We start from the raw sequence: 14,204 nt of genomic DNA, 5'->3' as shown, positions 1-14,204 counted from the left end.
TATGAATGAGATAGAAGCGTTATTTGATCAAGGTTCCGAGTTGATGCCTTGGTTGGCAGATAGTGTTATTAATTTGGTGGTGGGTCTTGTTGTATTCTTTGTGGGTAAATTTATTGCTTCCAAAGTTTCTCATTGGTGCGAAAAGCGAATGCTGAAAGCTTCTGTCGATCAGGCGGTTGCAGGTTTTGCTTCGAGTATCTTGTATGCTTTGATGTTTGCTGGCGTTACTTTGATGGCACTAGGACAAGTTGGAGTAGAGACGACGTCCTTTATTGCTATTCTGGGTGCGGCAGGTTTGGCGGTCGGTCTTGCTTTGCAAGGGTCCTTATCTAACTTTGCCTCAGGCGTATTGATTATAATATTACGTCCGTTTCGGTCTGGCGACTTTATTGATGCTGGTGGTCAAATGGGGACAGTTAATCGTATTGAGTTATTCCATACACATCTTAAAACACCAGATAACCGAGTCATCATAGTACCTAACTCTTCAGTGATGAATGGTTCTATTGTTAACTTTTCTCGTGAAGCGACTCGTCGTTTAGATCTTGTAATTGGTATTAGTTACGATGCAGATATTCGCTTGGCAAAACAAATCATGGAAGAAATAGTTAATGCCGACGAGCGTATCTTAAAAGATCCTGAATGCTTAATTGCAGTGTCTGAATTAGCGGATAGTTCAGTCAATTTTTTCCTACGTCCTTGGGTTGCATCTGGCGATTATTGGACAGTAAGAGCGGATCTTTTGGAAAAAATCAAATACACCTTTGATGAGCGTGGTGTTGGGATTCCTTATCCACAAATGGACGTTCATGTACACAAACAGGAATCATAAGCAGATATCGCTTTAACTCCTTATCGTTGTAAAATATAAAATGCCGCCAAGTTACCGTTGGCGGCATTTTTGTTTTTTTTAACTGTATTCCCTTTTAATATACTTAGTCTCGAAAAGTCTAATATTTTTGATTGATCTAAGTGCTAGCTCTGGACGTCTCTATGCGAGCAAAGCTTATTACCCGCGAAGGCCATCAAAAACTCAAAGACGAAGTTGATTTTTTGTGGCGTAAAGAAAGGCCTAGAATTACTGAGATTGTGACTTGGGCTGCTGGACTTGGTGATAGATCTGAAAATGCTGATTATCAATACAATAAGCGCCGGTTGCGTGAAATTGATAGAAGAGTTCGCTTCCTTCGAAAAGTTCTAGAAGATATTCAGATAGTGGATTACCACCCTCAACAAGACGGCAAGGTTTTTTTCGGGGCATGGGTTACGCTAGAAGACGATGATGAAAAAACATTACGTTTTCGGATTGTTGGGGGAGAGGAAATTTATGGTCGAGATGACTATATATCAATCGACTCACCCATGGCGAAAGCGTGTCTCGGAAAACAAGTTGATGATGAACTTGTTGTACGCGCTCCATCAGGAGACAAAACTTGGTATGTTTTAGATATTCAGTATGAGAAATAAAACTGAAGGTCAATCAGCTTGTCGAGTCTGCAGGTTGTAGATTTAAGGTTGCTTTTATTAAATCGGTCGCAGCAGGGACAAACCGCCGAAAATTGATCCTGCCTTAATATTCAGCTACAACTAATGGAAGTCAATTAATCAAAAGTTGTGTCTTAGCTACTTTGATCACACCGGACTCATGCTTATGTTATAAACATATAAATTGCTCTATATTTATTCTTATCACATTTTGTAAGGTGTCCTAATGTCTAGTGAACAGCTCATCAAGTACAAGGTAAATCAGTCCATTACAGCAGATCAGTTTATTGAATTGTTGTCTAAAACCACGCTTGGTGCGCGCCGCCCAATAGATCAGTTTGAAGTCATAGAAGCCATGTTGGAAAACGCTAACTTATTGATTACCGCTTGGAAAAATGGGCATTTGATAGGTGTAGCACGCTCGGTGACTGACTTTGCCTTTTGTTGTTACTTATCAGACTTGGCCGTAGATGAGTCGGTGCAAGCTTCGGGCGTTGGTAAAACTTTGGTGCGAATGACCAAAGAAGCTTTGCAACCTCAATGTTCTTTAATTTTATTATCTGCCCCGCAAGCGGTGAATTACTATCCCAAAATTGGTTTCAGCCAGCACGATAGTGCGTGGGTTTTGACGAATCTAGATGAGTTGAAATAGGTATTGATGTCCTAGATTTTTAAAAGATAGTAGATATGCTCTTTTTACTATTTTTTAGTGACATCTTCTTGCTAATTTTCATCAATTTACGCGAAAAGCCTCGAACGAGATAAGAATGTTCATGATGCTTTTCGCATATTGTTATGCGTCATTTATCCCTTTATCATTGCCTCTTATTGAAGGTTGTTTGACATTAAATATACCACTTAGTTTTTCACATTCCTCCTTCAACCTGTTGAAATTCTGTGAGTCCGGTAACGTTTTACCTGATTCGCCAATGAATCTGTTCTCTATCTTATTTTGTACTTTTTAAGTAGTGACAGTAGCCCTTTTGTAAGGGTGATGTTTCTTTTAATTGCTAAAGATTCATTCTGTACTTCCCTTTTTTTTAGTGATGTCTCATTTTTTGAGCCATCACTTTTTTTTGCCTACATTTTGATGAAGTTTTGGGCGCTTATCTATAATGGCTCACCTTCATTACTATAAAAATGCACAGATGTTGCCTGTTGGCTGTCACTCACATGTTAGCTCTATCGATGAAAAAGTTCAGGTCTGGAACTGGCAGACTTCTGTGTCTACTTGCTTTGCAAGTTGGCTGAGACGTTTTGACTGTTCAACGCCGGTTTTACTTTCAATTGCTAAGTCTGCCGCAACTTGGCGAATGATTTCGCTGTTTTGATTGATCTCATTGGTTACTGCTGTTTGCTCTTCGGCAGCAGTGGCAATTTGTGTTGCCATGTCTGAAATAGTGATGATGGCATTAGCAATTTCCTCTAGGCTTTCTGTCGTGGTATCGGCATCGACAACACTTGCTTGGGCTTTGGAGCTGCTGGTTTGCATTGACGTAACGGCTTTTGATGTTTGTGTTTGTAGTAGCTCAATCATCTTTTGAATCTCTTCTGTAGAAGAGTGAGTGCGTTGAGAAAGTGTACGTACTTCGTCGGCTACTACTGCAAAGCCACGGCCATGCTCCCCTGCTCGAGCTGCTTCAATCGCTGCATTCAGTGCTAATAGGTTAGTTTGTTTTGCGATGTCAGTAATGGTCGATAAAATGCCGCTGATTTGCTGAGCATGGTGATCTAAGGCAGAGATTTGCTCTGTAGCAAGGCTTACCTCGTTGGCTAGTTGGTAAGTTGAGTTGCGGCTCTGTTTTACTTGAATGCTGCCTTTTTGGCCCAGTTCGACGGAATGACTAGCGGCCTTTGCTGCTCTTTCTGCGTTTCCTGCGATTTCGTGAGTTGCTGAAGCCATTTCGATGACGGCGGAGGCGACTTGGTTGATTTCTTGTTGCTGAGTGGCAACACGAGACGCGCTTTGAGTTGAGGCGTTTGACACGTTATGTGATTCGTCAGCGAGGTCTTTAGAAAGCACTTTTAGGCGCTCGACAACGCCGTGCATGTGGTTAACAAAGTCGTTAAAACCTTGGGCCAATACACCGATTTCATCATTTCGTTTTACTGCGATACGAGCACGTAAATCACCTTTGCCTTTGGATATATCTTGTAAAGCTTTGGATACACGATTTAAATCGCTAAAGAGTATTTTAAATAACCAATATAAGAAGTAACTAAAGATCGCTAATAGAACCAACGCTGTGATGATTTGACGAACTAATACTTTATACACTGGTGCCATTAGTTCACTTTTGTTCATAGTGAATACTAATGTCCAATCCGTATTAGGGATGTTTTGAGCGTAGGCAAAAATTTCATGGTTATTTAAAACTTGTTTTACCAGCGTATTTTCCCTTGCGAGAGCGGATAGAAGTTTAGGTGCGAAAATAGGTGATATAGATTCGGCTTTTTTCATCACCATATTTTTATTTGCATGGGCGATAATGTCATTATTCGATGCCACCATCATAGCTGATCCAGAACCTGGTATATTAAGTTCAGCCACCTGTTTCGATAATTGATCCAAGCTTAGGTTAGCGCCAACCATGCCGAAACTTTGACCGTTTTTAATAACGGGGTTGGTTAAGATAATAACCAGCTCTTTTGTTGTGGAGCTTAAGTTTGGGCCAAGGATACTGGCTTTACCAATTCCCATAGCTTCTTTATACCAGTCTTTTTTACGTGGATCGTAGTCAGGACGCTTTGCATCTAAGGCGGGATCTTGACGATACATTTTACCATCGTTATTACCAAAGTAGGTTAAGGCAAACTTACCACTTTCATAGGCTTGTTTGATAGCTATGTAGGGTGATTGGTCTGGCGCTCGCTCTAATGTATGGGCAAGAGATTCCGCAATGGCTTTGCGACTGTTTAGCCACTCGCTGGTGTTATCGCCATAGGCTTTTGAAAAATGGCGAACATCTTTTAATAAAGAATCGTGCATTTGCTGAGTGAGCGATAATGTTGTTTCCGTAACTAAATAAGTCGTCATTATAACAACCGCTAGAATGCTGACACTTAGAATTCTAGCGCGTAATGAAAACGTCATTTGGGTATCTCCATATAAATAGGGGCGTAGCACCTAAGTGATGCATACGCCCAAAGAAGTTTTTGGATGCTAAAGCACGAAGGTGATTAACAAGTTAAAGGCTAGTGCGGCTGCAAAGCCTAGTGGGGCTGCGCGGAACAGTAGTTGAGGAAATAGTTTTGTTCGGCTTTCCTCCGTTGGGCAGGCACCCAGAATCAAACTTCCTCCAGAGGAGAAAGGTGAGATTGCCGTGGCTTGCGCACCGACGACAATACAGATGAATAACATCATCGGATCAAGTGACAAGCTTTGAGCAATAGAGGGTACTATTGGGAAAAGTGCAGGGGTAACCACGCCTAATGTACTGGCAAATAGAGACATAAAGGCAGCGACAATGCCAAATACAACTGGCACTAAAAAAGCAGGAATCGAGGTGCCGATCCACGCTGCAAGATCATTGATTGTACCGGCTTTTATTGCGACAGAAATCAACATGCCTACGCCACAAATCATAATGAGAGTAGACCAAGGAACGGATGCAATGGCCTTGCGCTCGTCGCCTAATTTCAACAAGAGTGCAATAACAGAAAACACGCTAGCAATTAAGCCAATGTTCATCTTGGAATTGATGAAGGTGATCGTCTGATTGTCTGGTAATAACAGGTGCGAAATGGGTGCGAGTAAGACGAGTCCCATCATAACCAGAGTGAGGGTGAGTGTTTGGCGTTGTTCTTTATTAAATGCAGTTGGGCGTTCTGCTTGGAAGTCACTTTTCGCTATGACGCTACGGTGTTTGGTGAAAAAGACCAGTGCCGTAATCACCACAAACGGGATAACGGCAGTGCTTAAGAAAATGCCAATAGAGTTGATAAAAGCTTGGTTTTCCGTGACTCCAGCGTTTGCCATGATACCGCGGAAGATAATGCCGCTCTGACTCGACATGAAATTTGCCCCAGTTAAAGCGCCGTAACCTACTGACATAGAGCCTATTACCATGCTCATGCCTGTACGTTGGCAAAGTAGCAGTGTGATGGGGGCCATAAAGGCTAACACTGTGTAGTAACCCGCTCCGAGTGCCGAAATAATGGTTGTTGTGATGTAAATAGCGTATGGCAACAGATGAGGAAAGTGGCGACAGCGATACATAAGATGTTCGGCTAGCTTTTCCAGGGTGCCATTGATAATGGCAAAACTGTAAAACAATGACACAGAGAAAATGATGAAGAAAATTTTCAATGGCCACATTTTAATGATGTCATTAGGACTTAGGCCAAGTGCAAAACTGCCAATTAAATAAGCAAAGGCAATGGCAAAAAGGCCAATATTTATACGGGTTTTATACCCTAGGATTATGGAGAGAAGGATTGCTCCAACAACAAGTAGGCTCATCATGATAATTTCTCTTATTTTTTTTTATTCAGTGTGGGTGTTTGAAAATTTAAACAACTTGCTTGGGTTGGTCAGCAATATTTGGCTTCGCTCATCTATATTGGGTAATAGTGCTTCCATAAAACGATATTGACTTGTGTAGTTGGTTTTTTCTTCGAATTGAGTGTTGGGCCAGTCACTGCCCCATAATAAATACTCTGAATGTCCATATGCTGAACGTAAGGTGGCTAACATTTCTTGCGCTTGTTCAAGGTTAGCATTACAACGATAAGCAGCTGATACTTTTGTCCATACTGGAGCGCCACTCCGTAATAAATTTAAAAAGTCTTGGTGAGCAGGATTGAATGCTTGAATACCGTTTAAGGTACGGCCAAAGTGATCGATAATGACTTCCACACCAGATTCTAAAATAGAGGGCAAAAAAACGGTTAAGTCATCTATTTCTCGTTGTATTTCTACGACCCATTTTCTTTCTGCTAATTTACTTAAAAAATTTTTCCAGAGAGGAGACGTGTAATCCTCCAAAGGTTTTTTTATCAAATTTAAGCGAACACCGACAACACCAGCCACATCTAATTTATTTAATTCAAGGTCACTAACAGTAGGATTAACAACCGCAATGCCTTTGAGCTTATTTGGGTGTTGACGTAATGCTTGCACCATATAGCTATTGTCAGTACCTAAAAAACTAGGTTGAACCAATACACCATGAGAAATGTTGTGCTCTGCTAAGTGAGTTAAGAATTCTTCAGGTAGGGCGTTATAGTCTGGTGCGTATCTTCGTTCTGCTGACATCGGTAAATCGGTGCGAAAAATATGCGCGTGAGTGTCGATGCTTTTTAATGGCTGATCGGCGTTAGAAATCATTAAAAGACCTTTACATACATGTTGTTAAATTTATTTGTGCAAGGATTTTTTGTGTACTTATGTAATTCATATGTATGAATATATGTTTATATGAATATTAAGTCAACAATTATGGACGCTTCGTTGTGCTGGGATTAGAATAATGACATTTACCAATGAGAGATGAATCATGGCGCTGTTCAAGCATGGGAGGGATCATCGACTACCGCTGTATCAACAGGTACGTGATGAATTACTAGACAATATTAGTTCCGGAACTTGGTTGCCGGATGTGCCAATACCAACGGAAAGTGAGCTAGCAAAAAGCTATGAAGTTGCTATTGGTACGATTCGTAAAGCGGTTGATACTTTAGTGAATGATGGGTTGCTTTATCGTAGCCAAGGCCGCGGTACTTTTGTACGTCGCCCAGATTTTAATGCCTCTCTATTTCGTTTTTTTCGTCAAATGTCTTCTGATAGGCGGTTTGTTATGCCTACCAGTCAATTGCTTTCCAAGACATTAAAAAAGCCATCACTGCAAGCGGCTTCTGCCTTAAAAATAGATGTAAATGACAATGCAATTTGTCTTGAGCGTTTGCGCTTTTTAGAGAGTCAAGTGGTATTGACGGAAGAAATTTGGCTGCCAGCACCTCTTTTTAGTAGCCTTATTGATTTAGAGTTATCTGATTTTGGTAACTTGCTCTATCCATTTTATGAGCAACAATGCGGTCAGCTTATTGCTTCAGCAAAAGAAACCTTGACCATTCAGACGGCCAATTCGTATATAGCTGCAGCATTAAAAACCGCGCAAAACAGTCCTGTTGCTGTCATTGAACGAGTAGCTTACGGCTATGATAAAACGCCTTTGGAATATCGAATTTCTCATGGTGCTGCAGAGACATTTTGTTATCAAATAGAGATCGCTTAAACCGGTAAGATAGTACTTGACCTTAATCTTCTGCTAACGCTTACTACTTCTTATGTTATGTCGCTCAAATGAGGTGGCATTGTCTTGTAAATAGAAGGATTTTAAGGCGTTTTATGAAGATTACAGATTTACCCTTTGGTATTACTGATTGGCAAGGCGTCGAAAAAACGACCCACAAAGGAGAAAGTGGCTTCGCTTATTGGCAGACTAAGCAATTTGGTGATATTCGAGTGCGAATAGTGACCTATTCTGCTGGATATTTAGCGGATCACTGGTGTACAAAAGGGCATATTCTTTTTTGTATGAGTGGTGAGTTGAAGACCCTGCTAAAAGATGGCCGAACTTTTATATTGTCTGCGGGTATGAGCTATCAGGTAGCTGATGATGCTGAACCTCACCGTTCTTCAACTTCTGAGGGGGCAACTCTATTTATTGTAGATTAATGGGTTTGAAATATAAAAAGTAGAGCCAAGGTGTCGGTTCTACTTTTGAATATACAAGGTCAAATTGCAGCAAGCATCCTGCTATTAAACAAGTTCTCCACGGGCTGGGTAATCTCTGCTGACCGCAAATTCGATGGCGCCAAGAACTTCTTTGAAGTGTGGGCGTGCAAAAGGCATGGTGCTGATGTTGCTCCAATATAATGTGCCATCTGGGCGAACAAGGTACAGTCCAGGCTCAGTAAACTCAGCAGGTTCCTCAATCCCAATACTAGTCACTCCTCGGCCGGCGCTTCTATGTAATCCCCAAGCTTGAGATTGTTCAGCAGTCAGGCCGTATCCCATGGTTAAGTTCTTAATTTCCCATTCTGTTGACGCCTGTACTGCTCTCTCTTCTGTGTCCGAGCTTAGTACAAGAATATTCACGCCCTTTTCAGCAAAGTCATCGGCTAGACGACTTAATTCTCTTAAGTAGTTTTTACAAATAGGGCAATGCAAACCACGATAAATGACAAGCATGGTGAAGTTCTCTGGTGCTTGTTGAGCCAGTGACCAAGATCCTTTTAGAGTGTTAATAGTGAGATCTGGTGTTGCTGTTCTTGGTTTTAGGACGACCATTTTGCTTACCTCATAATCTATTGTTAGTTTGATGAAGGCATCTTATGATTTTAAGTGATACGATTGGTGATTAATTGTGCTTTATATATTGCAGATCGTATTTTCTCGTGAGGAGATATTATTATGGATCGTCTTTCATCGGTATTAAGTGCGTTTCGCCCTAAGGCGACTTCGGTAAGTGCTTTTCATTTTTCTTTTCAAAACGAGCGTTTAGTTTTATCTGCGGATTCAAGTTATTGGCTGTATTTAATCACCGGAGAACTTTCTTTAACCGCGCAGGGGGAAAGCCGAACAAGATTGAAAGAGGGGGATGGTGTATGGCTTGCTACAGGTCAGGATCTCAACGTATCGCTTATTCAAGGGTTACACGGTGAAGCTAAGTTATTAATTTGTGAATTTGATTTTGCTACAAAAGCACTTAATCCATTGCTGGATTTGGAATGGCAATGGGTGAAAGTCGAAAAAGACGATGAAATTGCTCTACAATTGATTCCCTTGAAAAACCTATTGCTCACTGAGAGTTTGCAGCCTCGTTGTGGTTCCCAGGTGGTGATTGAACGACTAGCCGAAGCGCATTTGGTACAAATGCTGAGGCTGTTTATTCAAAACCAAAAAATCGAATTAGGTTTATTGGCTGGTTTAAGTGATGCAAGGCTGGCGCGGGCAATAGTGGCTATCCATGAACAGCCTCAACAAGCTTGGCAGGTTGCTAGTCTTGCCGAGCAAGCAGGTATGTCGCGTTCGGTATTTAGTGGCTTATTTAAAAGTACAATGGGGATGTCTCCCATGGCTTATTTGACGTCATGGCGTATGCGTTTGGCCGCGCAGCGAATAAAAAATGGTGATAGCAACCTCGCGGTTTTAAGTGACGAGTTAGGTTATCAAAGTGAAGCTGCTTTTCGTCGGACGTTCAAAAAAGTCATTGGCGTGACGCCGGGCGATATTGGTCGTCAAGCTCGTCTTTGAGTTAATGAGATGGCGATACAAAACGTTGGCGAAAAGCACTGGGAGTTAACCCCATAACCTTCTGAAAGGCTTTACGGCAGCTGCCCGCATCTTCATATCCTACTTGCAGGGCGATACTCTCGAACGGTAGTGTTGTTTGTTCTAAGGCATTGCACGCTGTTTGAATACGGATGCGCTGTAAGTATTCATTTGGATTTAGCCCTGTGCATTTTGCAAAGCGCCTTAGAAATGTTCTTGGTGTGAGGTTTGCCAAAGCGGCCATATTTTCTGCGCGTTGTTGTTCCGCAAAATGGCCTTGTAAGTGACGCTGAACTGTTAGTATCGCGGTATCGCCATGGTCGAAATTTGGCTGAAATTGTTGGTAGTAGCGTTGCTCTCTTTTGCCTGTATCAATCACCAATGTTTTGCCTAGTTGACGAAGGATATTAGCATTGGTTAGTGTTTGTACTAATTCCATGGCTAAATCTATCCAAGACATCATACCGCCAGCACTGATGATATCGCCTTGATTAATCAATATCTTCGACGTATCCACCGCTTGTTGGGGAAAGCGTTCTTTGAACAGGCTTTCTAGTCCCCAGTGTGTCGTCATGACTCGTTTATCCGTTAGGCCTGTATAGGCCAAGAAAAACGCGCCAGCGCAGGCACTACAAAGCATAGCTCCTTGTTGATGGTGTCTGACTAAAAAATCATTAATGCTGACACTTTTCTCGCTATAGCTGGCTTTATTCACACTAGGAGGCAATAAAATCGCATGATAATGCTGCTTTGTAGTGGTTCTTAGTAAATCTGCTTCATATAAAATATGCGTTGAGATGCGAATATTCAGTCTCGCACTTTCACAAGCGTTATTGGCCAGTTCGAATGTTTCTGCAAAACCATGCACAGCCGATAAAAGGCTATGAGGGTAAGCGATTACGGCAATGTGATAGTGCTTCAAAGAAATCACCTGTTTGTCACTTTAGGCTTCTAATATGTCAAATTTGACACTGTAATGGAATCCATCGTTTTGCGATTCTAATGTTTTACAAACAATAGGAACCAAATTATGAGCCGTACCGCATTATTAGTTATCGATCCACAGAACGATTATTTTGATAAGGGAAGTTTTCCATTGTGGAATGTAAATAACACGCTAAAAAAAATTCTCAGCGCTATGAACACAGCCAAAGAGCAGAACGCCGACATTGTACTTGTGCAACATGTGGCCGCTGGTGAGTCACCATTGTTTGTAAAAGGTACCGAGGGGGTGAAGCTTCACCAAGCGATTCTAGATGCTGCACCAGATGCGCCAATTATAATCAAAGAGCATGCCGATGCTTTCCAAGATACTAACCTGGCACAAGTGTTAGCAGAGGGAGAAGTCGATCGTTTAGTTATCTGCGGTATGATGACGCAAAACTGTGTGACTCATACTGCGATTTCTGATTCTGCCTATCCATATCAAATCAGCATTTTGCCAGATGCTTGTACTACTCGAGAACAGCTTTTGCACCTAATAGCCTTAGGCGCGATTAAGACTAAAGTGACTTATACCGATGAACAGCATGCTTTTGAACGAGTCTAAATTAACCTGTAATGATAAATAAACATTGAGTAATACAATGCAAGCTAAGGGGCAGAATAAGTGATTGGTTGAAAAATAGCCTAATAATCAACCACTTCAAAAAAATATTATACATAAATTGCATCGACTTCTTGGCAAGAGGCGAGCATATCGATATAATCTGCAACGCTTTTAGGGCCTGTAGCTCAGTTGGTTAGAGCATCCGACTCATAATCGGCAGGTCCCCCGTTCAAGTCGGGGCAGGCCCACCATATAAAATAAGCCTCTAGAGGGTTAGTTAACGCTAACTTCTAGGGGATTTTTTATTTTTGTTTATAATAATTTCAAGTTTCTTCCTTATTCGTTTTTCTTATATAAGTTAATCATTTTTCCTTCTTATCCATTTAGTCAGCATTTTGTTACCATTGCGCCAACTTACCGATTTGTCTTGTTGATTGATGTTTAGGTGAACAGGGTTCGGTGTTCTATGGCTTATTTTTTTAAGGTTTTTTCTCCATGTTGTATCCCATTATTAACTTAGCGGTATTCGCTTTGTTGATCGCATTGCTGTTTAAACTGCAAAAAGCGAAAAAGACGTTATCCACTCAGGTATTTACTGGGTTAGGTTTAGGCGTTGCTTTTGGTGCTGCGTTGCAATTTATCTATGGTGTTGGCAGTGCTGAAGCTAACGAGACGTTAGAGTATGTGAATATCGTCGGATATGGTTATGTTAGCTTGCTGAAGATGATCATTATGCCGTTAATTTTGGTGTCTATTATTGGCGCTATTATTAAGGTAAAAGACACAGGTTCTTTAGGTAAAATGTCTGGTGGCATTATTGGTATTTTGTTAGCGACAACAGCAGTCTCTGCTTTGATCGGTGTTTTCGTTAGTAATTTATTTGGTTTGTCTGCCGATGGTATTGTGCAGGGCGCTCGTGAAATGGCGCGTGGTGCGGCTTTGGAAACCCGTTTAGATGGGTTAGCGAGTGTTTCATTTGCTGACATGATTACCTCTTTTTTCCCTGGAAACCCTTTTGCAGATTTAGCGGGTAGTCGTCCGACTTCTACCATTGCAGTGGTTATTTTTGCTGCCTTTGTTGGTGTAGCGGGTGTGACCGTTGCCCGTGCTGAGCCAGAGCTAGGGGTAAGTTTTGAGCGTTTTGTAGATGTCGCTCAATCTATTGTTAGAACCTTGGTTCGTATGGTGTTAAGCCTTACGCCATACGGTATTCTTGCTTTGATGACTAAGGTTGTTGCGGGATCGAATGTTTCTGATATTTTGACTTTGCTTAACTTTGTGGTGGCGTCTTATGTGGGTTTAGCGTTGATTCTTGTTATGCACTTATGTTTGCTAGCATTTAACGGTATATCACCACTTCGCTACTTTAAGAAAGTGCTACCTGTATTGCTGTTCGCTTTTACGTCTCGTTCTAGTGCAGGCACGATTCCATTGAATATTGATGCCCAAGTGAAGCGTCTTGGTAACGGTGAAGGCGAATCGAATTTTTCTGCTTCATTTGGTGCCACAATGGGACAAAATGGTTGTGCTGGATTGTATCCTGCAATGTTGGCTGTGATGATCGCGCCAACAGTGGGTATAAATCCATTGGACCCTGGCTTCATTCTTTCCCTGATTGCCATAGTAACCATTAGTTCATTTGGTATTGCAGGTATTGGTGGTGGTGCGACTTTTGCGGCTTTGATTGTGTTATCGGCTTTAGATATGCCAGTTGCGCTAGCAGGTTTGTTGATCTCTATCGAGCCTTTAATCGATATGGGGCGCACAGCGGTGAACGTTAATGGTGCGATGACTGCAGGCAGTATTACGTCGAAATGGCTTGGTCATACTGATTCGAATGTGTTCGAGCAAGATGAAGAGCCAGAAGCCGAGCTGAAAAACAGCTAAAAGCAAAGCAATATCTAGTCGATATAAAACCACCTTCGGGTGGTTTTTTTGTATGAAATTAACTCATAACACTCGAAGAGTGACGCGTAATCAAGGAAGTTTGTAAAAGTTATTGCTGGGCATGTAAGGTGTGTGACCTTATTTCCAGCCTCAACGTATCCCATTCAGTAGCTGTCTTTTCTTATTTAATGAGTGCGCTTTATTGCGAGGCTTTTTATGAAAATATCATTACTAAATGTGCCTATAATCGCACTAAACGCAAGGGTGAAATTTAAGATAAATATCATTTCATTGCCATATTCTTGGGCTTTTAGAGCATCTCCCCAAACGTAAAAAAATATAGATACACCATATAGAAACAAGCTAATTTTGTTGGTCATGAAAAAGAAAGGGATCTCAAATACCCACAATTCTTTTTTATTGCCAAATCGAATCAGAAAGCTCAGTAAGACATAAACCAATGTTGTTATGATCGCAATCAAATAGGCTATAAATGATTGGCCGTCCTCTAGCAGAGCATTTCCAATATAAATGGAAAATCCAGCAGCCATAATCCAAAAAAGTAAAAGAGGTCCTAATATCAGTCCCATGATCTGATCCTATCGTTTAATGTTTGTGATTTTTCAATGTGTTTGTTCGATGTTGTGTTTTTCCATGAAACTTTCGCTGCCAAATGAGCCAAGCAGAGTTCCTAATGAAATGGAGAAGGTGATAATGAAAATCAGAGATTTAATGGATGGGTTTTGAATGCGTTTCTTGAAAAGGAAGTAGGTTAAAAGTGCGGCTAAATATAAGAGTGCAGCCTCTATATTGAACAGGAAAAAAAACAATATTTCGAATGCCCAAAGTGACTCATTACCTTCAAACTGGTTGAGGGAGTGCTGCATATACATAATGGCGAGCAGAATAGCGGCTATCGTTGGGAGTAGTTTATAGGCAAAGAGTTTTTCTTCTTTCAATAGGGCATAGCCTATTCGGAGCGAGAAAAGAAAGCAGATTACCCAA

General features: G+C 41.3%; 15 protein-coding genes and 1 tRNA gene. 9 read left to right on the top strand and 7 right to left on the bottom strand.

Annotated elements, in window-relative coordinates; all coding sequences use genetic code 11:
- Nucleotide 1 precedes the first annotated feature (1 nt).
- The 3 genes from DFP80_RS10195 (at nt 2) to DFP80_RS10185 (ending at nt 2,137) form a co-directional block, all read left to right on the top strand.
- Nucleotides 2-832 carry a mechanosensitive ion channel family protein gene (locus tag DFP80_RS10195; protein WP_113916703.1) on the top strand — a complete coding sequence of 277 codons (831 nt, stop codon included), beginning with the start codon at nt 2-4 and terminating at the stop codon, nt 830-832.
- A 161-nt stretch (nt 833-993) separates the two neighbouring features.
- Nucleotides 994-1,467, top strand: coding sequence for a transcription elongation factor GreB (greB, locus tag DFP80_RS10190; protein WP_113916702.1), 474 nt, complete (start codon nt 994-996; stop codon nt 1,465-1,467).
- A gap of 244 nt (nt 1,468-1,711) precedes the next feature.
- The gene (locus tag DFP80_RS10185; protein ID WP_113916701.1) at nt 1,712-2,137 is read left to right on the top strand and encodes a GNAT family N-acetyltransferase; all 426 of its coding nucleotides are present in this window, start codon (nt 1,712-1,714) and stop codon (nt 2,135-2,137) included.
- Nucleotides 2,138-2,683: 546 nt separating this feature from the next.
- On the opposite strand, the gene DFP80_RS10180 is transcribed toward DFP80_RS10185, so the two are convergent.
- The 3 genes from DFP80_RS10180 to DFP80_RS10170 form a co-directional block, all read right to left on the bottom strand.
- Nucleotides 2,684-4,579, bottom strand: a complete 1,896-nt coding sequence (locus DFP80_RS10180; RefSeq protein ID WP_113916700.1) for a methyl-accepting chemotaxis protein — start codon at nt 4,577-4,579, stop codon at nt 2,684-2,686.
- Nucleotides 4,580-4,648: 69 nt separating this feature from the next.
- Complete coding sequence (locus DFP80_RS10175) at nt 4,649-5,950, bottom strand: SLC13 family permease (RefSeq protein ID WP_113916699.1); 1,302 nt, start codon at nt 5,948-5,950, stop codon at nt 4,649-4,651.
- A gap of 21 nt (nt 5,951-5,971) precedes the next feature.
- Nucleotides 5,972-6,814 (bottom strand): amidohydrolase family protein, encoded by an 843-nt coding sequence (locus DFP80_RS10170; protein WP_113916698.1) that lies wholly within the window; start codon nt 6,812-6,814, stop codon nt 5,972-5,974.
- A 169-nt stretch (nt 6,815-6,983) separates the two neighbouring features.
- Here DFP80_RS10170 and DFP80_RS10165 point away from each other — a divergent pair, with 169 nt between their 5' ends.
- Both DFP80_RS10165 and DFP80_RS10160 read left to right on the top strand, forming a co-directional pair.
- Nucleotides 6,984-7,721: a GntR family transcriptional regulator gene (locus DFP80_RS10165; RefSeq protein ID WP_113916697.1), complete on the top strand. Its 738-nt coding sequence runs from the start codon at nt 6,984-6,986 to the stop codon at nt 7,719-7,721.
- Nucleotides 7,722-7,834: 113 nt separating this feature from the next.
- Nucleotides 7,835-8,164, top strand: a complete 330-nt coding sequence (locus DFP80_RS10160; RefSeq protein ID WP_113916696.1) for a DHCW motif cupin fold protein — start codon at nt 7,835-7,837, stop codon at nt 8,162-8,164.
- A gap of 84 nt (nt 8,165-8,248) precedes the next feature.
- Here DFP80_RS10160 and DFP80_RS10155 read toward each other — a convergent pair whose 3' ends face one another.
- Nucleotides 8,249-8,779, bottom strand: coding sequence for a peroxiredoxin-like family protein (locus DFP80_RS10155; RefSeq protein WP_113916695.1), 531 nt, complete (start codon nt 8,777-8,779; stop codon nt 8,249-8,251).
- Between the two features lie 123 nt (nt 8,780-8,902).
- Here DFP80_RS10155 and DFP80_RS10150 point away from each other — a divergent pair, with 123 nt between their 5' ends.
- Entirely contained in the window at nt 8,903-9,745 is an 843-nt protein-coding gene (locus DFP80_RS10150; protein WP_113916694.1) for an AraC family transcriptional regulator, read from the top strand.
- A 1-nt stretch (nt 9,746) separates the two neighbouring features.
- On the opposite strand, the gene DFP80_RS10145 is transcribed toward DFP80_RS10150, so the two are convergent.
- Nucleotides 9,747-10,685, bottom strand: coding sequence for a GlxA family transcriptional regulator (locus DFP80_RS10145; RefSeq protein WP_113916860.1), 939 nt, complete (start codon nt 10,683-10,685; stop codon nt 9,747-9,749).
- Between the two features lie 108 nt (nt 10,686-10,793).
- Between DFP80_RS10145 and DFP80_RS10140 the strand changes: the two genes are divergently transcribed.
- The 3 genes from DFP80_RS10140 to DFP80_RS10130 all read left to right on the top strand — a co-directional run bounded on the left by DFP80_RS10140 (nt 10,794) and on the right by DFP80_RS10130 (nt 13,199).
- Nucleotides 10,794-11,312: an isochorismatase family protein gene (locus tag DFP80_RS10140; RefSeq protein ID WP_113916693.1), complete on the top strand. Its 519-nt coding sequence runs from the start codon at nt 10,794-10,796 to the stop codon at nt 11,310-11,312.
- Between the two features lie 174 nt (nt 11,313-11,486).
- A tRNA-Ile gene (locus DFP80_RS10135) sits at nt 11,487-11,563 on the top strand.
- Nucleotides 11,564-11,807: 244 nt separating this feature from the next.
- Nucleotides 11,808-13,199 (top strand): L-cystine transporter, encoded by a 1,392-nt coding sequence (locus tag DFP80_RS10130; protein ID WP_113916692.1) that lies wholly within the window; start codon nt 11,808-11,810, stop codon nt 13,197-13,199.
- 185 nt (nt 13,200-13,384) lie between these two features.
- Here DFP80_RS10130 and DFP80_RS10125 read toward each other — a convergent pair whose 3' ends face one another.
- Nucleotides 13,385-13,789: a hypothetical protein gene (locus DFP80_RS10125; RefSeq protein ID WP_113916691.1), complete on the bottom strand. Its 405-nt coding sequence runs from the start codon at nt 13,787-13,789 to the stop codon at nt 13,385-13,387.
- Between the two features lie 33 nt (nt 13,790-13,822).
- The gene (locus DFP80_RS10120; protein WP_147243846.1) at nt 13,823-14,158 is read right to left on the bottom strand and encodes a hypothetical protein; all 336 of its coding nucleotides are present in this window, start codon (nt 14,156-14,158) and stop codon (nt 13,823-13,825) included.
- Nucleotides 14,159-14,204 lie beyond the last annotated feature (46 nt).

Source organism: Marinomonas rhizomae (genome assembly GCF_003315485.1).
In the GTDB taxonomy this organism is placed as follows: domain Bacteria; phylum Pseudomonadota; class Gammaproteobacteria; order Pseudomonadales; family Marinomonadaceae; genus Marinomonas; species Marinomonas rhizomae.
The sequence above is the reverse complement of the archived record's forward strand: the minus strand, read 5'-3'. Positions and strand labels throughout refer to the sequence as shown.